The 21,348-nt window shown below is 58.3% G+C and carries 20 protein-coding genes; 5 read left to right on the top strand and 15 right to left on the bottom strand.

Annotated elements, in window-relative coordinates; translation table 11 throughout:
- Positions 1-39 precede the first annotated feature (39 nt).
- Together BM074_RS13175 and BM074_RS13170 are read right to left on the bottom strand one after the other, a co-directional pair.
- The gene (locus tag BM074_RS13175; protein WP_091922562.1) at positions 40-1,416 is read right to left on the bottom strand and encodes a PleD family two-component system response regulator; all 1,377 of its coding nucleotides are present in this window, start codon (positions 1,414-1,416) and stop codon (positions 40-42) included.
- Between the two features lie 23 nt (positions 1,417-1,439).
- Positions 1,440-1,811: a response regulator gene (locus BM074_RS13170; protein ID WP_008122893.1), complete on the bottom strand. Its 372-nt coding sequence runs from the start codon at positions 1,809-1,811 to the stop codon at positions 1,440-1,442.
- Positions 1,812-2,081: 270 nt separating this feature from the next.
- Between BM074_RS13170 and BM074_RS13165 the strand changes: the two genes are divergently transcribed.
- Together BM074_RS13165 and BM074_RS13160 are read left to right on the top strand one after the other, a co-directional pair.
- Complete coding sequence (locus BM074_RS13165; protein ID WP_027232493.1) at positions 2,082-2,369, top strand: DUF3572 domain-containing protein; 288 nt, start codon at positions 2,082-2,084, stop codon at positions 2,367-2,369.
- An 83-nt stretch (positions 2,370-2,452) separates the two neighbouring features.
- The gene (locus tag BM074_RS13160) at positions 2,453-3,769 is read left to right on the top strand and encodes a DNA polymerase IV (protein ID WP_091922561.1); all 1,317 of its coding nucleotides are present in this window, start codon (positions 2,453-2,455) and stop codon (positions 3,767-3,769) included.
- A gap of 6 nt (positions 3,770-3,775) precedes the next feature.
- On the opposite strand, the gene dnaE is transcribed toward BM074_RS13160, so the two are convergent.
- From dnaE to proS, 4 genes are all read right to left on the bottom strand, one after another.
- Positions 3,776-7,267 (bottom strand): DNA polymerase III subunit alpha, encoded by a 3,492-nt coding sequence (gene dnaE / locus BM074_RS13155; protein ID WP_091922559.1) that lies wholly within the window; start codon positions 7,265-7,267, stop codon positions 3,776-3,778.
- A 455-nt stretch (positions 7,268-7,722) separates the two neighbouring features.
- A complete protein-coding gene (locus BM074_RS13150) occupies positions 7,723-8,406 on the bottom strand; it encodes an ABC transporter ATP-binding protein (RefSeq protein WP_027232490.1) in 684 nt (227 codons plus the stop codon).
- Positions 8,407-9,687, bottom strand: coding sequence for a lipoprotein-releasing ABC transporter permease subunit (locus BM074_RS13145; RefSeq protein ID WP_091922558.1), 1,281 nt, complete (start codon positions 9,685-9,687; stop codon positions 8,407-8,409). It abuts the gene before it with no gap.
- Positions 9,680-11,011, bottom strand: coding sequence for a proline--tRNA ligase (gene proS / locus BM074_RS13140; RefSeq protein WP_091922556.1), 1,332 nt, complete (start codon positions 11,009-11,011; stop codon positions 9,680-9,682). Before proS ends, BM074_RS13145 begins: the two co-directional genes overlap by 8 nt.
- A 505-nt stretch (positions 11,012-11,516) precedes the next feature.
- On the opposite strand from proS, the gene BM074_RS22740 reads away from it, so the two are divergent.
- The 3 genes from BM074_RS22740 to BM074_RS23035 are packed head-to-tail and all read left to right on the top strand — an operon-like array spanning position 11,517 to position 12,191.
- Positions 11,517-11,825 (top strand): hypothetical protein, encoded by a 309-nt coding sequence (locus tag BM074_RS22740; protein WP_139217665.1) that lies wholly within the window; start codon positions 11,517-11,519, stop codon positions 11,823-11,825.
- Between the two features lie 21 nt (positions 11,826-11,846).
- Positions 11,847-11,984 (top strand): hypothetical protein, encoded by a 138-nt coding sequence (locus BM074_RS23040; RefSeq protein WP_175499012.1) that lies wholly within the window; start codon positions 11,847-11,849, stop codon positions 11,982-11,984.
- A 60-nt stretch (positions 11,985-12,044) separates the two neighbouring features.
- A complete protein-coding gene (locus BM074_RS23035) occupies positions 12,045-12,191 on the top strand; it encodes a hypothetical protein (RefSeq protein WP_091923000.1) in 147 nt (48 codons plus the stop codon).
- A gap of 18 nt (positions 12,192-12,209) precedes the next feature.
- Here BM074_RS23035 and BM074_RS13125 read toward each other — a convergent pair whose 3' ends face one another.
- From BM074_RS13125 to BM074_RS13085, 9 genes are read right to left on the bottom strand one after another with little or no spacing between them, the layout of a single operon-like run.
- Positions 12,210-12,479 carry a DUF1467 family protein gene (locus BM074_RS13125; RefSeq protein ID WP_091922555.1) on the bottom strand — a complete coding sequence of 90 codons (270 nt, stop codon included), beginning with the start codon at positions 12,477-12,479 and terminating at the stop codon, positions 12,210-12,212.
- A complete protein-coding gene (gene mce / locus BM074_RS13120; protein WP_091922553.1) occupies positions 12,479-12,883 on the bottom strand; it encodes a methylmalonyl-CoA epimerase in 405 nt (134 codons plus the stop codon). Before mce ends, BM074_RS13125 begins: the two co-directional genes overlap by 1 nt.
- Before the next feature lie 10 nt (positions 12,884-12,893).
- Positions 12,894-14,567 carry a ribonuclease J gene (locus BM074_RS13115; RefSeq protein WP_091922551.1) on the bottom strand — a complete coding sequence of 558 codons (1,674 nt, stop codon included), beginning with the start codon at positions 14,565-14,567 and terminating at the stop codon, positions 12,894-12,896.
- 22 nt (positions 14,568-14,589) lie between these two features.
- Positions 14,590-15,429, bottom strand: coding sequence for a biotin--[acetyl-CoA-carboxylase] ligase (locus BM074_RS13110; protein ID WP_091922549.1), 840 nt, complete (start codon positions 15,427-15,429; stop codon positions 14,590-14,592).
- Between the two features lie 5 nt (positions 15,430-15,434).
- Positions 15,435-16,859 carry an NADH-quinone oxidoreductase subunit NuoN gene (gene nuoN, locus BM074_RS13105; RefSeq protein WP_091922547.1) on the bottom strand — a complete coding sequence of 475 codons (1,425 nt, stop codon included), beginning with the start codon at positions 16,857-16,859 and terminating at the stop codon, positions 15,435-15,437.
- 20 nt (positions 16,860-16,879) lie between these two features.
- Positions 16,880-18,385: an NADH-quinone oxidoreductase subunit M gene (locus BM074_RS13100; protein WP_091922545.1), complete on the bottom strand. Its 1,506-nt coding sequence runs from the start codon at positions 18,383-18,385 to the stop codon at positions 16,880-16,882.
- Complete coding sequence (gene nuoL / locus BM074_RS13095) at positions 18,385-20,379, bottom strand: NADH-quinone oxidoreductase subunit L (RefSeq protein WP_174207585.1); 1,995 nt, start codon at positions 20,377-20,379, stop codon at positions 18,385-18,387. The genes BM074_RS13100 and nuoL overlap by 1 nt, the downstream gene beginning before the upstream one ends.
- 7 nt (positions 20,380-20,386) lie before the next feature.
- Entirely contained in the window at positions 20,387-20,695 is a 309-nt protein-coding gene (nuoK, locus tag BM074_RS13090) for an NADH-quinone oxidoreductase subunit NuoK (protein WP_027232478.1), read from the bottom strand.
- Between the two features lie 13 nt (positions 20,696-20,708).
- Positions 20,709-21,329, bottom strand: a complete 621-nt coding sequence (locus BM074_RS13085) for an NADH-quinone oxidoreductase subunit J (RefSeq protein WP_027232477.1) — start codon at positions 21,327-21,329, stop codon at positions 20,709-20,711.
- Between the last annotated feature and the right edge of the window lie 19 nt (positions 21,330-21,348).

Raw genomic sequence — 21,348 nt, 5'->3', positions numbered from 1 at the left:
TTGTTTGCAACTGGGTGTTCTTGTTCGGATAGAGGCGTACTAGGCGGCGGCTGAGACAACACGGTTGCGGCCGGCGGCCTTGGCATCGTAAAGCGCGTCGTCGGCGCGCTTGAGGAGCGCTGACACGCTGTCACCGGTCGGCAGCACGCTGGCAATGCCGACACTGATCGTCACGGGCACGCTGATCGCATTCTTGTTGACTGGAAACGGTGTGGAGGCGACTTCGCGCCGGATACGCTCGGCGACGACGGCAGCAATTGACGTATCCGTGTCCGGCATGACGATAAAGAACTCCTCGCCGCCGTAACGGCTGGCAAGATCGCTGCCGCGAACATTGCGGCGCAGGCGCTTGGCAAACTCGCGCAACACCTCATCGCCGCCATCATGGCCGTGCGTGTCGTTGATCAGCTTGAAGCGGTCGATATCGGTCATGAGCACCGACAGCGGCCGACGCCGCTCCACCGCGCGCTTGAACAGCGTTGCCAGATGCGTTTCAAGATAAAGCCTGTTGTGCAAGCCAGTCAGGCTATCGGTCACCGCCATTTCGTAGGTCTTGACGACGCTCGCGCGAAGACCGTCATGATAGGCCTTGCGTCGCAACTGCGTCCGCAGCCGCGCCAAAAGTTCGTTGGGATGCAGCGGACGCATTACATAGTCATTGACGCCAAGCTCCAGGGCGCGGCGGATCAAGGTCTCCTCCCCCGGTCTGGCGATAAGGATAATCGGCAGCGAGCGCGTATTGTCGAGCGAACGCAGCTGGGCACAAATGCGCAGCGGATCGAAATCGGACAGATTGGACGATATGACCAAGCAATCATAGTTGCCCTGTATCGCATCGAAGAAGCCGGTCTGCGGGTCAATCTGGACATCAACGACCGCAGTTACCCCAAGGATCGACTGGATGCGCTCGGCGCTTTCCAGCCGCTCGTCGATGAGCAGTACGCGCGCTTTCTTGTTGCCACCGTCCTTGCCCGGGAAGCGCAGAATCGTTTCGAGCCCGACATCGCGCGTCGTCGCCACCCGAAGCCGCAGTTCGTCAGTCAGGTTCTTCAGCCTTACCAGGCTTTTCACCCGCGCGAGGAGTTGCAGGTCGTTCACCGGTTTCGTCAGAAAATCATCCGCGCCGAGGTCGAGGCCGGTGATACGATCCTTCTCGCCGTCGAGCGCGGTGACCAGCACGATCGGAATGTGGGCAGTCGCTGGACTCGATTTCAGCCTGCGGCAAACTTCGAAGCCGTCCATGCCGGGCATCATGATATCGAGCAGGATGACGTCGACGTTGCTGGTCTCGCAAATATCGATCGCCGCATAGCCGTCGGTAGCGGTCACGACTTCGTAGTATTCCGCCGTCAACCGCGCTTCCAGCAGCTTCACATTTGCGGGTACATCGTCAACAACAAGAATGCGGGCCGTCATATTTCACTACTCCGAACTGACGGTTACGCGTCGCCAAGATAAGATTTTATGGTTTCGATGAACTTCGGCACCGAGATCGGTTTTGAGATATATGCTTCGCAACCGCCCTGCCGGATGCGCTCTTCATCCCCCTTCATGGCGAAGGCGGTGACAGCGATAATTGGGATGACGTGGAGATCGTCGTCGGCCTTGAGCCATTTGGTGACTTCTAACCCGGAAACTTCCGGCAGCTGTATGTCCATGAGGATGAGATCGGGCCGATGCTCACGCGCAAGATCGAGCGCTTCCAGACCGTTGCGCGTACGGATGGTTTCATAGCCGCTGGCTTCGATGAGATCGCGAAAGAGCTTCATGTTCAGCTCATTATCCTCGACGATCATGACTTTCTTGACCATTGGCAAATTCCTGTTGACCATGCTCGAAGGCGCATGCCACCTGCCGAATTCCATGAGACAAAGATCAGCAGCAACTCCGCTCCAAGGATACATTTGATATCGGCGGATGATTGATGAAAAGGTAACTCCGCACACCAATCCAGATATGCTGTCGATCATGTTTAACCAAGGATTTATTCAACAACTTCTTTTGCTCATATTCAACCGCATGTGGTTGCGGGTGCAGCAGAAAGATCCACCGCAATGTGCGGCATTGAGGAACGTACCCAGATGAAAAATCAGCTCTCTCTTGACGACGCGCAACAATTCGCGATCGACGCCCTGGTGTTTCTGGCGCAAGACAGCGAGCTGCTTTCCCGCTTCCTCGCGCTGACCGGGATCAACGCCGACCAAATCCGCGCCGCGGCAGGCGAGCCAGGCTTCCTCGCCGGCGTTTTGCAATTCTATCTTGGTCACGAGCCCACCCTGATGAAATTCTGCGAGACGAACGGAACCGACCCCGCCACCTTTCAGGCTGCGCTACGTCTGCTTCCCGGTGGACGCACCCAGGAGATGTAACCGGTTCATAATCGCCAGCGCGATATTGCGCGCACTCAGCCGCTTCGGTAAGCTGGCGATGTTCCTTTTATGTTCCGAGCATCATGGCCTCCCTCAACGATCCGCGATATGGCTTTTGCCGTGACTGTATGGCCGCCCAACGCGCAGAAGGCCGCCGCTGCCACGTTTGCGGCAGCCCGCGCCTGCTGCGTCATCCAGAGCTGTACAGGCTGAGCATCGCCCATGTTGACTGCGATGCTTTTTATGCCGCGGTGGAAAAGCGCGACAATCCCGAGCTTCGCGACAAACCCGTTATTATCGGCGGAGGCAAACGTGGCGTTGTTTCAACGGCTTGCTATGTTGCGCGCATCCATGGCGTGAAGTCGGCAATGCCTATGTTCAAGGCACTGGAGGCCTGCCCTAACGCGGTTGTTATTCCACCCGATATGGAGAAATACGTCCGCGTCGGCCGAGAGATACGCCAGATGATGCGCGATCTGACACCGATGGTGGAGCCGCTGTCGATCGACGAAGCGTTTCTCGATCTGGCGGGCACAGAACGGCTGCATCACGATCCGCCGGCGCGGGTGATGGCGAAGTTTTCAAACCGCGTGGAGCGGGAAATCGGGCTCTCTGTCTCCGTCGGCCTCTCCTACTGCAAGTTCCTCGCAAAGATCGCTTCCGACTTCGACAAGCCGCGCGGGTTCTCGATTATCGGCGAGGCCGAAGCGAAGGACTTTCTTGCCGACAAGCCCGTGACGATGATCTGGGGCGTCGGCAAGGCTTTCGCCGCGACGCTGGAGAAGGATGGCATCCGCATGATCGGCCAGTTGCAGACCATGGAGCTCGGCCCGCTCATGGCGGCATACGGCACGATGGGCCAACGGCTCTACCGGCTCTCGCGCGGCCTCGACACGCGGCGCGTCGAGCCGAATGGTGAGAGCAAAAGCGTGTCGGCGGAAACGACCTTCAACGAAGACATCGGGTCCAGGGACGAACTTGTGGCGATCCTGCGCTCGCTATCCGAAAAGGTCTCGCGCCGTTTGAAAGCGGCTGACATTGCGGGTCGCACGGTCGTGCTCAAGCTCAAGACACGCGACTTCAAGTTGCGCACCCGCAATCGCCAGCTCGCTGATCCGACGCAGCTTGCCGATCGCATCTTTCGCACCGGCTGCTCGCTCCTTGAAAAAGAAATCGATGGTACGAGATTTCGCCTAATCGGCATAGGCGTGAGCGATCTCAGCGATGACGGACGAGCCGACCCGAAGGATCTGGTCGACGTGCAAGCTACGAAGCGCGCCGTGGCCGAGGGCGCCATCGACAAACTACGGGGCAAGTTCGGCAACAATGCCGTCGAAACCGGCTATACGTTCGGCAAGATCAGGACACCGCCCAAGGCTTCGCCCGAGGAACTGGAGTGAGCGACCCTACCCCATCTCGACTTCGACGATGCCCGGAATGGCCTTCATGGCGCTCGCAACCTGCGGTCCGACCCGGTAGCGATTGGGAAGCTCGATCTCGACTTCAGTCGCGCCGTTTTCCTTGATCAGTACGAGACTGACGACCTGGCCGTCATTCTGCGGCGCAAGATAAGGCGCAATCGAGGTCAGCGGCGCGCTGGAGCGCATGTAAAGCCGCAACGCCTTCCGCATGCGCGTTGCCTCATCTTCCAGCGACTGCGCGGTCTGGATGCGCAGGCTGATCCCTTCCGGACGGTCCTCCGCACCGACAGTCACCACGACCGACTTGCCGGGCTCGAGCAAATCTCGATATTGCGACAGCGCTTCGGAAAAGAGTACGGCTTCAAACTGGCCGGAGGAATCCGAGAACTGGATGATTCCCATCTTGTTGCCGGTCTTCGTCTTGCGCTCCTGCTTGGCAGTGATCGTGCCCGCCAGCCGCCCCGCATTGGCGCCGCGCTTGACCGCCGCCTGAAACTCGAGCCAGGTCTGCACGCGCAGCTTTTCGAGGATAGGCCTGTATTCGTCGAGGGGGTGGGCAGAAAGGTAGAACCCTGCCGCCTCGTATTCGCGCCGCAGTTTTTCCGCCGAAAGCCAGGGCGCTGCCGCAGGCAGTTGCAGCGTTTGCGCGCCCGAGGCCATGCCGCCGAAAATATCCGCCTGTCCGCTCAGGCTGTCTTCCTGGGTGCGCTGCGCATGGCCGATGATGCGGTCGAGCCCGGCGATCATGGCGGGGCGCTCGCGACCAAAACAATCGAAGGCGCCGGCATTGATGAGGCTTTCGAAAACGCGCCGGTTGACGACGCGCGGGTCGATGCGCTCGCAGAAATCCTCGAGGCTGGCATAGGGCGTCGCGCCACGTTTTTCGACGATATGGTCGACGGCCGCCTCGCCAACACCCTTGATGGCCGCGAGCGAATAATAGATCCGGTTCTCGCCGACTTCGAACAGACGATAGGATGTGTTGACCGAGGGCGTCACCACTTCGATACTCAGCCGAACAGCTTCTCGCCGGAAGTCGTTGAGCTTGTCGGTATTCGACATATCGTAGGTCATCGACGCGGCGAGGAATTCGACCGGATAATGCGCCTTCATATAGGCGGTCTGGAACGACACGATTGCATAGGCCGCCGCATGCGACTTGTTGAAGCCGTAATCGGCAAATTTCGCAAGAAGATCGAAGATGAAATTGGCCTGCGGCTTGGTCACGCCGCGCTCGACCGCGCCATCGACGAAGCGCACGCGCTGCATATCCATTTCAGCGCGAATCTTCTTGCCCATGGCGCGGCGCAAAAGATCGGCTTCGCCCAGCGTATAGCCGGACATTTCCTGCGCGATCTGCATCACCTGTTCCTGATAAATGATGACGCCTTGCGTTTCCTTGACGAGATGGTCGATCTTCGGATGGATCGACGCCATCTCTTCGTCGCCGTTCTTGCGGGCGTTATAGGTCGGAATGTTCTCCATCGGACCCGGGCGATAGAGCGCGACAAGCGCGATGATATCTTCGATCCGGTCCGGCCGCATACCGATCAGCGCCTTGCGCATGCCGGTACTTTCCACCTGGAACACGCCGACCGTCTCGCCGCGCGAGAGCATCTCGTAGGTCAGTTTGTCTTCAAGCGGCAGATTGGAAAGGTCGACCGCGATTCCGCGCCGCTTGACGAGGTTGACTGCGGTTTGCAGCACGGTCAGCGTCTTAAGGCCGAGGAAGTCGAACTTTACGAGCCCCGCTTCTTCCACCATCTTCATGTTGAACTGGGTGACCGGCATGTCCGAACGCGGATCGCGGTACATCGGCACGAGTTCCGACAGCGGCCGGTCGCCGATGACGATACCGGCTGCGTGAGTAGAGGCGTGGCGATAAAGTCCTTCGAGCTTTAGCGAAATATCGAGCAGACGCTCGACCACCGGCTCCTTGTCGCGCTCCTCGCGAAGACGCGGCTCATCCTCGATGGCTTTCGACAGCGTAACCGGGTTGGCGGGGTTGGCCGGAACCATCTTGGTCAGGCGGTCGACCTGGCCATAGGGCATTTCGAGAACGCGCCCGACATCGCGCAGCACGGCGCGGGCCTGCAGTGTTCCGAACGTGATGATCTGCGCCACCTGATCGCGGCCATACTTGCCCTGGACATAGCGGATGACTTCATCGCGCCTCTCCTGGCAGAAATCGATGTCAAAGTCCGGCATCGACACGCGATCGGGATTGAGAAAGCGCTCGAACAGAAGCGAAAAGCGCAACGGATCGACGTCGGTGATCGTCAGCGCATAGGCGACGAGCGAACCCGCACCCGAGCCGCGACCCGGCCCGACCGGAATGTCATGGGCTTTTGCCCATTTGATGAAGTCAGAAACGATGAGAAAGTAGCCCGGATATTTCATCCGGGTGATGATCGAGATCTCGTACTCGAGCCGTTCTGCATATTGCTCGGGCGTATGGCCCTCAGCCAGGCCCTGTTGTTGGATACGCTGGGCAAGCCCTTCCCGCGCCTGCCGGGCGAGCTCATCGGCCTCCGCCTGGAGGGCCGCATCGGGATCATCGCTTTCGCCGGTAAAGCGCGGCAGGATAGGAGCGCGATTCTTGGGATAATAGGAACAACGCAGCGCTATCTCGACACTGTTTTCGATTGCCTCCGGCAGATCGGCGAAGAGCGCCACCATCTCCGCTTCGCTTTTCAGATAGTGGTCCGACGTGAGGCGCCGCCGGTCGTCGATGGAGAGGAGCGAACCCGAGGCAATGGCAAGCAGCGCATCGTGCGCCTCGTAATCTTCGCTCTTTGAAAAGAAGACATCGTTCGTCGCTACAAGCGGCAACTCCAGCTCATAGGCCAGTTCGACCTGCGCTGCCTCCAGAGCACGATCGTACCCCGCATGTCGCTGTAATTCGACATATAGCCTGTCCCCGAACTGCGACCGCAACAGGCTCAGGCGCTGGCGGGCCCGGTCACTGCGGTCGTCCTTGATCGCTTTGGCGATCGGCCCCTCCGGTCCGCCCGTCAAGGCAATGATGCCGTCGGTTCTGCCGGGAAGCCAGTCCGCCGCGATGTGAATTGGATCGCCAGCAGGTGATTCAAGGTAGGCACGGCTGACGAGGCGAACGAGATTGGCATAGCCAGCCTCGGTGGCGGCTATCAATACGAGCGGGGCAAGGCCAAGCGCTTCACGCCGATTGGCGCTGCGGCTTTCTTCGGCCTGGTCGTGGAAAGCAATGTCGAGCTGGCAACCGATGATAGGCTGCAATCCTGCTTTCGAACCCTTCTGCGCAAACTCGAGTGCGCCGAAGAGGTTGTTCGTATCGGTGATTGCCAGCGCCGGAAACTTGCTGGCAACCGCAAGGTCGATGACCTTGGGAACCTGCAATGCGCCTTCGAGCAGCGAATAGGCGGAGTGAACCCTGAGGTGGACGAATCGCAGCGCCTGCGCGTTTGCCTTGCCACCATTGCCCTGCCCGTCTGCCAATTGTCGTCTCCGGATATTGAACGGAGAACTGATTCACCGCTGAGGCATAGTCGAACAAGCGCCACACGGTGTCCACCCGTATTGGGGTTCTTGCCCGACCGCAACAGTGGATAGAGCAAGATCGCGCGGGCTGACGCTCTGCCGCGCGATCTCAGATTTTCAGATAACGCTGACCCACATGGCGAAAGTAGCAATGAACAGGCTGACAGTAACGAATGACATGACGTCCTGGAAAAGTTCGCTCATCGGTAAAACCCTTCTTCGTTGTCTCTATGTATATGTTTTGTTCTATTTTTGTTCCAAAGTCAAGCAAACCAAAGCGCGGTTTGGCGCTATGGTTTGCAAAATCTTAAGAGAAGGTGAACGATGTCCGCAGCGAAGCGTATTTGAACAGAATTATCTGACCGCACGCTTCATTTCGGACGTGACGGTCAGGCTCCAAAATCCCCGGGGGATCAAAGATCGGTGATCTTGCCGTCCTTCAGGGTCACGCGCCGGTCCATGCGGCGGGCGAGATCGAAATTGTGTGTCGCGATCATCGCCGAAAGCCCGGATTGGCGAACGAGCGCCTCCAGAGCTTCAAACACATAGGACGAGGTAACAGGATCGAGATTGCCGGTAGGCTCGTCAGCCAGGAGCACCAGCGGCGCGTTAGCGACCGCACGTGCGATCGCCACACGCTGCTGCTCGCCGCCCGAAAGTTCGCTCGGCCGGTGCGAAGCCCTCGCCCCGACCTTCATGTAATCGAGGAGCTGCTGCGCCCGCTCAGCCGCTATCCCTGGCTTCATACCGCGAATCATCTGCGGCATCATCACGTTTTCAAGTGCGGAAAACTCCGGCAGGAGATGATGAAACTGGTAGACGAAGCCAATGTCGTTGCGGCGGATTGCGGTACGTTCTTCATCAGAAAGCGTGCCGCACGACCTTCCGGAAAGAATCACATCGCCGCTGTCGGGCCGCTCCAGAAGTCCGGCCGTATGAAGCAGGGTCGACTTGCCGGCGCCCGACGGTGCGACAAGGGCCACCATCTCGCCCTTGCCCAGCGCGAAATTTGCGTCGTTGAGGATCACCAATTCGCGGTCGATCTCATTGTACCGACGGCCGACGCCCGTCAGTTGAAGAATGGGACCGGCTGCCATCTATTCGTACCTCAGGGCTTCAACTGGATCGAGCTTGGCTGCGCGCCAGGCGGGAAAAAGGGTTGCAAGGAATGATAGAACCAGCGCCATGAGGATGACAGAAAACGTCTCGTTGAAGTCCATCTTGGCCGGAAGCGTGCTGAGAAAATAGAGTTCCGGATTAAACAGGGTGGTTCCGGACAGCCAGGAAAAGAATTCCCTAATTCGCTCGACGTTCAGGCAAACGACTACGCCAAGCACGACGCCTGCGAGCGTGCCGGTCACACCGATGGCCGCGCCGGTCATCAGGAAGATACGCAGGATCGAATTGCGCGTCGCTCCCATCGTTCTGAGAATGGCGATATCGTGTCCCTTGTCCTTCACCAGCATGATCAAGCCGGAGATGATATTGAGTGCCGCAACGAGCACGATCAGCGTCAGGATCATGAACATTACGTTGCGCTCGACTTGAAGCGCGGAGAAGAAGGTCTGGTTGCGTTGACGCCAGTCGGTGAGCATCAGCGCCCGCTGCGCAGCATCCTCGACCGGCTTCTTCAGCGCATCGATATTGTCGGGATTGTCAGCGAAGATTTCGAGCGACTGAACCTTGCCTTCCTGGTTGAAATAGAGCTGCGCTTCCTCGAGCGGCATGATGACGATCGAAGCATCATATTCCGACATGCCGATCTCGAAGATGGCGGTGACCGGATAGGATTTGACGCGCGGCGCCATGCCGAGCGGGGTCACGTCGCCATCGGGAGAAATCAATGTCAGGCGGTCACCAAGGCCGAGGCCGAGATTTTCGGCCATGCGTGTGCCAATGGCGACCCCGCCTGCCGTATTGAACCCCTCGAAGGTCCCCTGCCGCACATTCGTCGCAACGAGCTTGAGCTTGGCGATGTCCTCCTCGCGCAAGCCGCGCACCAGAGCGCCCGTGCCTGCGCCGACAGTGCCCTTGGCAAGCACCTGGCCCTCAACAACGGGTATGGCGAAGGATACGCCGGAGACGCCGTCAACACGCTTTATCACCGCATCGTAATCATCGAGCGGCCGGTCGATCGGCTGCATGATCAGATGGCCGTTGATACCGAGGATTCGGGTCAGCAGTTCGCTGCGAAAACCGTTCATCACGGCCATGACAATGATGAGCGTCGCAACGCCCAGCATTATCCCCGTGAATGAAAACCCGGCAATCACCGAAATGAAGGTTTCCTTGCGCCGCGCCCGAAGATAACGCCAGGCGATCATCCGCTCATAGGCGGAGAACGGCTTGGAACCGGTCATCGCAGTCTGTTCAGTCATGGGGTCCTGCAAGCTTGTTGATCGCCGATTCGACGCTGAGCGTCTCGCGGGCGCCCGTTGCGCGATCCTTGATTTCGACTTCGCCAGCAGCGACGCCGCGCGGGCCGACGATAATCTGCGTCGGCAGACCGATCAGATCCATGGTCGCAAATTTGGCGCCCGGACGGTCGTCCGTATCGTCAAGCAGCGGATCGAGCCCGGCATTCGTTAGAGCTTCGTAAATCTTGGCAGAAACCGCATCGCAAGCCGGGTCGCCCGGCTTCATGTTGACGATGCCGGCGCCAAACGGCGCTACGGATTTCGGCCAGATGATGCCGTTCTCGTCGTGCGACGCTTCAATGATGGCAGCGACGACGCGCGAAGGGCCAATCCCATAGGAACCCATCGATACGAGATGATCCTTTCCATCGGGGCCGCTGACCTTGGCGCCCATTGGTTCGGAGTATTTCGTGCCGAAGTGGAAGATGTGACCGACCTCGATGCCGCGAGCGGCCAGCTGATCGGAGGTCCCGACCTTGGCCCAGGCGGCCTCATCATGCATTTCATCGGTCGCCGCATAGGGCGTCGTCCAGCGCTTTACGATATCGGCGATTTCGTCGTCATTGTCGAAATTCGTATCGGGACCCGGTACAGGCAGGTCGAGATAAGCCCGATCGCAGAAGACCTGGCTTTCACCGGTATCGGCAAGGATTATGAATTCGTGGCTGAGTTCACCGCCGATGGGGCCCGTATCGGCACGCATGGGTATGACCTGGATACCGAGGCGAGAGAACGTGCGCAAATAGGCGACGAACATGCGGTTATACGCTGCCTTCGCTCCCTCGAAATTAAGATCGAACGAATAGGCGTCCTTCATCAGAAACTCGCGCGAGCGCATGACGCCGAAACGCGGACGGCGCTCGTCGCGGAATTTCCACTGGATGTGATAAAGATTGAGCGGCAAGTCCTTGTAAGACTTCACATAGGCGCGGAAGATCTCTGTGATCATTTCCTCATTTGTCGGCCCGTACAGCATATCGCGTTCGCCGCGGTCCTTGATCCGCAGCATCTCGTCGCCATAGGCGTCATAGCGACCGCTTTCACGCCACAGATCCGCCGATTGAAGGGTCGGCATCAGGAGCTCGATAGCTCCGGACCTGTTCTGCTCCTCGCGGATGATATTGCTCACCTTGTTGAGAATTCTCAAACCCGCCGGCAGCCATGCGTAGATACCGGCCGACTCCTGTCGAATCAGCCCGGCGCGCAACATGAGCCGGTGGGAGACGATTTCCGCCTCCTTGGGGTTTTCTTTGAGGATGGGCAAAAAGTACCGGGAAAGCCGCATTGAAGATCACCAAATTGAATACAGCCTGAGTGCTTTAAGAATCAGGCAAAACCAAGTGCAAGGTAGCGCATAACACCATAAATCGTGTTCGATTTTTGGGAGGGAATCATGCACCCGTCAAAATCACGCTGCGTTTCTCGTAGTTCGAAAGAAGACAAGCGAGCAGCAAAGTTTACTTAACTGCTTCGCATCTGATTGGAAACCCGTAAGCAGGAGCGAAGAAGCTACTGATTTATCGAAGATTCATGATCCTGCTGGAAATGTAAGCAAAATGTGATGGCAACGAATATTTTTCGTGACATTTCGCAGGCAGTCCGCTATTTTTTTCGGCATAAGGAGAAAGTAAGAAAAATTCTGCTTTCCTACGCGGTCAAAGTCTTGGGAGGATGTGACCTGTGGCGCGATAACACGCAGCCGCCACGCAAGTGGATCAGGTCGGACGCGATCTTAAAATGCAAGGTGAAAGCCTTGCATTTTTTTTGTCCTTAAACGCAGATTCAAATACTTGCTTGCTATTCTGAAATCGAATTCTAAGCAGTCGCTTTTTGTTGCTGCATTTTCGGCTCTGTTAACCTACCTCTTCGGCCGATTCAATTTCGAGCCGCCGCTGATTGCCATGTCGCTCAACACCCAATCAAAGTTCTTAGCCAGTTTACGTTTATCGAACGTCCCCGGAGATCGGTACGAGGCAGGATTTTCAGACGCCGTTTCAGGCGACAGGGCCGGCGAATCAAGATTCTTTTCCGCCGGAACAATTCTGAAGAAGCGCAAAAGGCGTTCTAATCGCGGAACTTTTCGCCGCCGCGCTGGTTGATAGGGCAAACTGGAGACCGTTATGAACTTGCAGACCCTGTTCATTGCAGCGCTTCTGACATTACTCATTCTTGCCGGCCTGCTGGCAGTCTTTCCCCTAAAAGGAAGCAACGAACCCGGAACACCCGCGCCGCACGCGCTGGATCAGACCAACGGCTAATATTCAAAGCCCTCTAAATTCTCTAGTTAGTCTCTCCATCACAACCAAAAGGAAATGATCTTGAATAATCGCAATGGCCTTTACCTGATCGTCGGAGCACTTCTCGTTGCCGTCATCGGATTAGGAATCTACATTTATCGCGAAGAGACCAAGCCTGCCGTCGAGCTCAAAATTGGCGAAAGTGGCGTTTCTATCGAGCAAAACTGAAGTTGATGACCTGAATTTCTATTTTGCCTGCGGGAACCAGACCGGGAAACTATCGACGCCAAAGCCGTATTCCTGGTTCACGACGTAGAAGGTTGCGAAGAGCACCGCCGAAATGATCGTCGTCAGAAGAAAGACCCTGCCCATGCGATGCTTGTGCGGGGCGCTGGCTGGCGTACCCAGCGTCACGTCATCCTCGTCGCCTTGCGTGCGCAGGCCGATCGGCAGCATGGTGAACAATGTCAGCCACCACAAGATGAAATAGACTGCCATGGCCGTCGCGATAGGCATTATTCTTGCTCCAGTTCGATCAGTGTCCCGTTGAAATCCTTCGGGTGGAGGAAGAGAACAGGTTTGCCATGCGCGCCGATCTTCGGCTCTCCATCGCCAAGTATACGGGCGCCCTCACTTTTTAAATGATCGCGGGCGGCAATGATATCGGCCACTTCGTAGCAGACATGATGCATGCCTCCGGACGGATTTTTGGCGAGGAAGGCAGCAATCGGTGAATCAGCCCCGAGCGGCTCCAAAAGTTCAATCTTCGTGTTGCCGACATCGATGAAGACCACCGTCACGCCGTGTTCCGGGAGCACCTGCGGCTCGGTTGGCCTGGCTCCCAGCGTGTTGCGATAGGTCGCCGACGCTGCTGCCAGATCAGGCACCGCAATGGCGATATGGTTGAGACGGCCCAGCATAAGGATTGTCCTATAGGCGGGTCACGAAGACGGTAACCACCGGCTTCTTGCCCCAGACCTCGCTTGTTGCCGCCCGTACAGCGCGGCGCACTGCTTCGCGCACCATCGCCAGATCCCTGCGCTTTTCACGGGGAATGCTTTGCACGGCGCTTACTGCCGCATCGTAGAGCAAGTCCTCGAGCAGTTCGCCCTCGTCGTCGCTTTCCGGCAGGCCCACCGGCACGATCTCCGGATCTTCAATGATGTTGTAGTTGTCGTCGAGCAGCATCGAAACCGCAACGTGCCCGACATAGGCGAGCTTGCGTCGTTCGACGATACCCACCTCTTCCTCGTCGCCAATGAGCTTGCCGTCTTTGACCAGCCGGCCGAACGGCGCCTTGTCGATGATCTCGGCCCTACCCGGTGCGAGCCTCAAGATGTCGCCATTGCGGACCTGCGGCACTTCCGGGATGCCGGCCATGGCAGCGAGTGAACCTTGGGCGACGAGATGCGCCGCCTCGCCATGCACCGGCACGAGGATGCGCGGACGCACCCACTCATACATCCGCCGCAACTCGTTGCGACGGGGATGCCCGGAAACATGCACGAGCTGGTCGTCATCCGAAATGATCTGGATGCCCTGCTCTATCAAAAGGTTCTTGGTCTCGATGATGGGCTTTTCATTGCCGGGGATCGTGCGGGACGAATAGATCACCAGATCGCCGGCAGAAAGCGCGACGCTGCGCATTTCATCACGGGCGAGCTTGGCCAGCGCGGCGCGCGGTTCGCCCTGGCTGCCGGTAAGGATAATCACCATGTTCTCGCGCGGAATGAAGCCGTAATCGTCTTCCGACAGGAATTCAGGGACATCGTCGAGGTATCCGAGCTCACTGGCGACATCGATCATGCGCTTCATCGAACGGCCGAGCACCAATACCTGCCTTCCCGCATCGCGTGCGGCCAAGGCGATCGAGCGGATACGGCCGACATTCGACGAAAAGGTGGTGATGGCGACGCGGCCGCGCGCGTTCTCGATAATGTTGCGCAGGCTCTCACCCACCTCGCGCTCGGAAGGCGATTCGCCTTCGCGCAGCGCATTCGTCGAATCGCACATCATGGCGAGGACGCCTTCATCGCCGATGGCGCGGAAGCGCGCTTCATTGATCAGCGGCCCCATTGATGGCTCCGGATCCATCTTCCAGTCGCCAGTGTGGATGATCGTGCCGAGCGGTGTCCTGATCGCGAGCGATACCGGCTCGGGGATCGAATGGGTGACCGCCAGCGCCTCGAACTCGAATGGGCCGACAGTGAATGTCTCGCCGGCGCGATAGATCGTTACCGGAATGTCCGGCGCGCCGGGCTCCGCATGACGCTTGGCCTCGAGCAGTCCGGCAGTGAAGGGGGTGCCGTAAACCGGAACGTTCAGGAGCGGCCACAGATCGAGCAGCGCCCCGTAGTGGTCTTCATGGGCGTGGGTGATGACGATGCCCTTGAGGTTCTGGCGTTCGGCCTGCAGGAACCGGATGTCTGGCAGAATAAGATCGGCGCCGGGAAGTTCGGGGCCGGCAAAGCTGACGCCCATATCCACCACCACCCATTCGCGCTTATGCGCCGGACCGTAGCCGTACATGGCCAAGTTCATTCCGATCTCACCGACACCGCCGAGTGGAAGGAAAACAAGCTCAGCTTGATCGGAATTCGCCATCTATACTCCTAATAGCCGAATTCTATTCAGCCCTTGCGGACGCCACCGCACCAAAATGCACATCACCAGCGGCGATCTTTATACGCTCGCCCTCGCTGTCGCGAATGACGAAACGGCAATCTTCGTCAATTGTTTCGAATATACCACGCAGGACCGCTCCGTCGACTCGCACAGCGACCTCGCTGCCGAGGCCGGCCGCGCGTGCCAGCCAGCGCTTGCGAACTTCGGCAAGTCCCCGTCCCTCGTTCCAAACCCAGCTATTTTCCTGCCAGGCGTCGGACAGCGCCAGAAACAGTGTTTCGGCATTGCTATCAGCCCCAAGACGGGCAAGCGACGTTGCCGGATAAGGCACGTCTTCCGGATATGCCACGACGTTGACACCGATACCGATGACAATCGCGAAACGATTGGCCGCAAGCTGGGTGGACTCGAGCAGGATACCGGCGAGTTTAGCCCCGCCTGCAAGCAGATCGTTCGGCCATTTCAACTCGACACGCGGCGGCGTGCTGGTCGAACCGCGATTGCCGGCACCGTCGAGGCCAACCGAGAAGGCAGTCGATGAACAGACCGCGTCGAGTGCGTCGGCCAGTGCAAGGCCCGCGACAAAGCCGAGCGTCGCCGCAGCCTTCAGGTCGAATGCACCGGTGAGCAGCAGCGAGGCCGCGAGGTTGCCGTGCGATGTCGCCCAGGCGCGCCCGCGCCGTCCGCGCCCGCTTTCCTGCTGCTTGGAAACAATCCAGAGCTTTCCCGGGTCACCCGCAAGTGCCCGCTCCAACGCCACGGCATTGGTTGAACCTATCGTCTCGAAGGCTTCAAGGCGATAGAAGTTCTGCTGGGCCAGGGGCGATAGGGAAAAGCCCATAGTCGTCAGAAGAATGTTTTCGCTGCGGCTTCCGCATAGGTGCTGACCGGTCCGCCGACAAAAACATAGAACAGAACCAACAGGCCGGAAACGCCGAGAACAAGCCGCAACTCGCCGGCCATGGGCACAAAAGCACCTGCCGGTTCATCGAACCACATGATCTTGATGATGCGCAGATAATAGAATGCACCCACGACCGAGGCGACAATGCCGATGATCGCCAGCGCATAGAGGTTTGCCTGCATCGCGGCAAGGAAGGTGTACCACTTGCCCCAGAAGCCGGCGAGCGGCGGAATGCCTGCGAGCGAGAACATGAGGATCGTCAGGATCGTCGCCATGATCGGATTGGTGCGCGAGAGCCCGGACAAATCGCTGATCTGCTCGACATTGCCGTCCTTGCGTCGCATTGCGAGGATGAAGGCGAAGGTACCAAGCGTGGTGACGAGATAAATGAGCATGTAGATCGCGACGCCGCGCACGCCGACAACCGTTCCGGCGGCGAGACCAACGAGCGCGTAACCCATGTGACTGATCGACGAATAGGCCATTAGCCGCTTGATGTTACGTTGGCCGATGGCCGCAAACGCACCAAGCACCATGGAGGCGATGGCAATGAAAACGACGACCTGTTGCCAATCGTGGGTGATCGGCTGGAACGTTTCGCTGACGACGCGGGTCAGAAGTGCCATCGCCGCCATCTTCGGGGCCGAGGCGAAGAAAGCTGTCACCGGTGTCGGTGCGCCTTCGTAAACGTCAGGGGTCCACATATGGAAGGGGACGGCCGAGATCTTGAACGCAAGGCCGGTCAAGATGAAAACGAGGCCAAAGACGACGCCGAGCTGGCGTTCGCCGCCGCTGAGTGCCTGCGCGATCGCTTCAAAGCCGGTATGTCCGGTAAAGCCATAGACCAGGGAAATGCCGTAGAGAAGCATGCCGGACGACAAAGCGCCGAGCACGAAATATTTGAGACCAGCTTCGGTCGAACGGACGTTGTCGCGATTGATGGCGGCGACGACGTAGAGCGCGAGGGACTGGAGTTCGAGGCCAAGATAGAGCGAGAGCGTATCATTGGCCGAAATCATCAGCAGCATGCCGAGCGTCGCCAAAAGGACGAGGATCGGGAACTCGAACTTGTCGAACTTCTGCTCCTTGGCAAAGCCCGCCGACATCACCAGCGTCACAACTGAACCGACAAGCGTCAACACCTTCATGAAGCGAGAGAAAGGATCGCTGACAAAGGCGCGGCCGAATACATGGCCGTCCTGCGGGAATATGACGACAAGCGCGAGTGCGGCGAGAAGCAGTGCAACGGCAAGGCCGCCAACAAGCCCGTTTGCCCGCTCGCCGGAAAACGCGCCGATCATCAACAGCACGAGCGCGCCGCCCGCGATGAGCAGTTCAGGAGCCATAAGCGTCAAGTTGGCAATCATGTCGGTTAGGCCTCTTCCTGCTATTTCAGCGCCAGTGTGGCGGCCGAGGACAGCGCATTATTGTATTGATTGATGAGGGCGTGCACGGAGCTTGCCGTCGCATCGAAGATCGGCATGGGGTAGACGCCATAGAAGATCGTCAGAATAACCAGCGGATAGACCACGGCTTTCTCACGAGTCGTCATGTCGAGCAGCGATTTCAGGCTGTCCTTGTCGAGCACGCCGAAGATGACGCGGCGATAAAGCCAGAGCGCGTAGGCCGCAGAGAAAATAACACCGCTTGCCGCGAACATCGCCACCCACGTGTTGACGCGGAAGACACCGAGAAGCGTCAGAAACTCTCCAACGAACCCGGACGTACCCGGCAGGCCGACATTCGCCATGGTGAAGATCATGAAGACGACGGCATATTTCGGCATGTTGTTGACGAGTCCGCCATAGGCCGCAATCTCGCGGGTATGCGTGCGGTCATAGATGATGCCGACGCAAAGGAACAGCGCGCTCGACACGAGGCCGTGCGATAGCATTTGGAACAATGCACCCTGGATGCCCTGCTCGTTGGCCGCGAAGATGCCCATGGTCACATAGCCCATATGCGCGACCGATGAATAGGCAATGAGCTTCTTCACGTCTTCCTGCATCAGGGCAACGAGCGACGTGTAGATAATGGCGACAACCGAGAGCGTATAGATCAGCGGCGCGAAATCGGCGGAGGCGAGCGGGAACATCGGCAGCGAGAAGCGGATGAAACCGTAGCCGCCGAGCTTCAACAGAATCCCGGCAAGGATCGCCGAAGCCGCGGTCGGCGCTTCGACGTGCGCATCGGGAAGCCAGGTATGGACCGGCCACATCGGCATCTTGACGGCGAAGGAGGCAAAGAATGCCAGCCACAGCCAAGTCTGCATGGATGCCGGGAACTTGTAGGCGAGCAGCGTCGGAATATCCGTGGTGCCGGCCTGCCAGTACATCGCCATGATGGCAAGCAACATCAGCACCGAGCCGAGCAGCGTATAAAGGAAGAACTTGAAGCTTGCATAAACGCGCCGCTTGCCCCCCCAAACGCCGATGATGATGAACATTGGCACGAGAACGGCTTCGAAGAACACGTAGAAAAGCACGATATCAAGCGCACAGAAGACGCCGATCATCAGCGTTTCCAGCACGAGGAATGCGATCATGTATTCCTTGACGCGGTTCTGGATGGCGTCCCAGCTTGCAAGGATGCATAGCGGCATCAGGAACGTCGTCAGGATGACGAACAGCATGGAAATGCCGTCGACGCCCATATGGTACGAGATACCCGAGTCGAGCCACGCCGCCTTTTCGACGAACTGGAAACCCGACTGGCTATTGTCGAAATAGTACCAGATTGGCAGCGACAGCAGGAACGTGATGATCGTCGTCCACAGCGTCACATTGCGGATGTTCGTCCGCGCTGAGTCGCTGTCATCACGGATGAACAGGATGAGCAGAACACCGACCAACGGCAGAAAGGTAACGGTCGACAGAATTGGCCAGTCGGTCATTAGAAGTTGCTCCCGAGCATCATCCAGGTGACGAGTGCGGCGACCCCAATGAGCATCGCGAACGCATAGTGATAAAGGTAACCCGTCTGCAGCCGCACGACGCGATTGGTCACGTCAACGACGCGCGCCGAAATTCCATCGGGTCCATGGCCGTCGATCAGCCAGCCGTCGCCCTGCTTCCAAAGGAACCGGCCGAGGGCTTTCGCCGGGCGCACGAAGAGGAAGTCGTAGAGCTCGTCGAAATACCACTTGTTGAGCAGGAACTGATAAAGGCCAGGATGCTGGGCAGCGAGGCGCTTGGGTGTTTCCGGCGAGCGGATATAGAACTGCCACGAGATCAGGAACCCAACGACCATCGCGATGAATGGCGACAGCTGCACGATGAACGGCACGTGGTGGTGTTCCTCGAGAATCTCGTTGCCCGGAGCCGTGTACAGCGCGCCTTTCCAGAACTCGGCATATTCGTGGCCGAAGAAGTGCTCGTGGAACATCACGCCGGCAAAGAGTGCGCCTGCCGCGAGAATGAAGAGCGGCACCAGCATCACATAGGGCGATTCATGCACGTGATGCATGACATCGTGGCTGGCGCGCGGCTTGCCATGGAACGTCATGAAAATCAGGCGCCAGGAATAGAAGCTGGTGAAGACAGCGGCGATGACTAGAAGAATGTAAGCGTAGTTCGCCACCGGATTGTGCGAGGCGAAGGCCGACTCGATGATCATGTCCTTCGAGAAGAAGCCGGCGGTGCCGATCAGCGTGCCCGGAATGCCGAGCCCGGTCAGGGCAACAGTGCCGATGATCATCATCCAGTAGGTTGTCGGGATGAGCTTGCGGAGTCCGCCCATGTGGCGCATGTCCTGCTCGTTCGAAACGGCATGGATGACCGAGCCCGCGCCGAGGAACAGCAGCGCCTTGAAGAAGGCGTGCGTGAAGAGGTGGAATATGCCTGCGCCATAGGCGCCGACGCCGAGCGCCACGAACATGTAGCCGAGCTGCGAACAGGTCGAATAGGCAATCACACGCTTGATGTCGTTCTGAACGAGGCCAACTGTGGCCGCAAAGAAGGCGGTCGTTGCGCCAATGAAAGTGACGAACATCAGCGCCGTGTGCGAAAGTTCAAAGATTGGCGACAGGCGCGCGACCATAAAAACGCCGGCGGTGACCATCGTTGCGGCATGGATGAGCGCTGAAACCGGGGTCGGGCCTTCCATGGCGTCCGGCAACCAGGTGTGCAACAGGAACTGCGCCGACTTGCCCATTGCACCCATGAAGAGCAGGAGCGCGGCAATCGTGATTGCGCCTTGCTTATCAAGCGTATAGCCGAGGAAGTTGAGAACGATCTGGCTACCGTCAGTTGCGGCGCCTTCTGCCGGCAGATATTGCGCGGCAGATGCGAACAGCGTGTCGAACTGGACGGTATCGAACAGAACGAACAACGAGAAGATACCGAGAAGGAAACCGAAGTCGCCTACGCGGTTGACGATGAAGGCCTTCATGGCCGCAGCGTTGGCGGATGGCTTCTTATACCAGAACCCGATCAGCAGGTACGAGGCAAGACCGACGCCTTCCCAACCGAAGAACATCTGAACGAGATTGTCGCCTGTCACCAACATCAGCATGGCAAAGGTGAAGAGCGAGAGATAGGCGAAGAAGCGCGGGCGATCGGGGTCATGATGCATGTAGCCGATCGAATAGGTATGAACCAGCGCCGAGACCGTATTGACGACGACGAGCATGACCGCCGTCAGCGTGTCGATGCGCAGCGACCAGTCGAAGCTCAGCGAGCCGGACTCGACCCAATGCGCCACAGGAATCTTGAACGCCTCGGTATGCCCAAGGGCGACCGAGCCGAATGCGATCCACGAAAGGATGGCGCAGACGATCAGAAAGCCGGTCGTGACATACTCACTCGCCTTCGCGCCGATAGCGGAGCCGAAAAGCCCGGCGATCAGGAAGCCGAGCAGCGGAAGGAAGACAATCGCCAGATACAGCATGCCCCCGTCAACCTTTCATCATGTTGACGTCTTCTACGTCAATCGATCCACGATTGCGGTAGAACACGACGAGAATAGCAAGACCGATGGCTGCCTCGGCGGCGGCGACGGTCAGGACAAACAGCGCAAAGACCTGGCCGACCAGATCGTGCAGAGCGGCGGAAAACGCCACGAAATTCAGATTGACCGCAAGCAGGATCAATTCGACCGACATCAGGATGACGATGATGTTCTTCTTGTTGAGGAAGATGCCGAAGATCCCGAGCGTAAACAGCAGGGCAGAGACAGTCAGATAATGTGCGATACCAATTTCCATCATGACGCTCCTGTCAGATACCCTTGCCGGTTTCGACCTGCTTGACCTCGATGGCCGTTGCAGGCGTGCGAGCCACCTGCTGCGCGATGTTCTGGCGCTTGATGTTCGGCTTGTGCCGCAGCGTCAGAACAATGGCGCCGATCATCGCAACCAGAAGCACCAGCCCGGCGATCTGGAAGAAATAGATGTAGTCCGTATAAAGAATGTCGCCGAGCGCTGCAGTGTTGGTGCGGGTCGCAAGATCGGGCGTCGGCTGGACCGGCGATGCGGTCAGGGTCGGCGCGAAAATCGAACCGCCAAGAACGATGATCAGCTCAGCGGCCAGGATGAGCCCGACCAGTGCGCCGATCGGCGCATATTGCAGCGCTCCGCTCTTCAGTTCGGCAAAGTCCACATCCAGCATCATGACGACGAAAAGGAACAGCACCGCCACAGCGCCGACATAAACGACGAGAAGGATCATCGCCAGGAATTCGGCGCCGGTCAGCAGGAAGAGACCGGCCGCGTTGAAGAAGGCGAGGATCAGGAACAGCACGGAATGCACGGGATTGCGCGCCGCAATAACCATGAAACCACTGGCTACAGTGATGAAGGCGAAGAGATAGAAAAACGCCGCCGCGATACCTGTCAGCATGGGTTCCCCCGATTTCCAT

The organism is Phyllobacterium sp. CL33Tsu (assembly GCF_900113985.1).
GTDB lineage: Bacteria > Pseudomonadota > Alphaproteobacteria > Rhizobiales > Rhizobiaceae > Phyllobacterium > Phyllobacterium pellucidum.
Note: the sequence above shows the minus strand (reverse complement) of the source record. Positions and strands in the feature narration are given on the sequence as shown.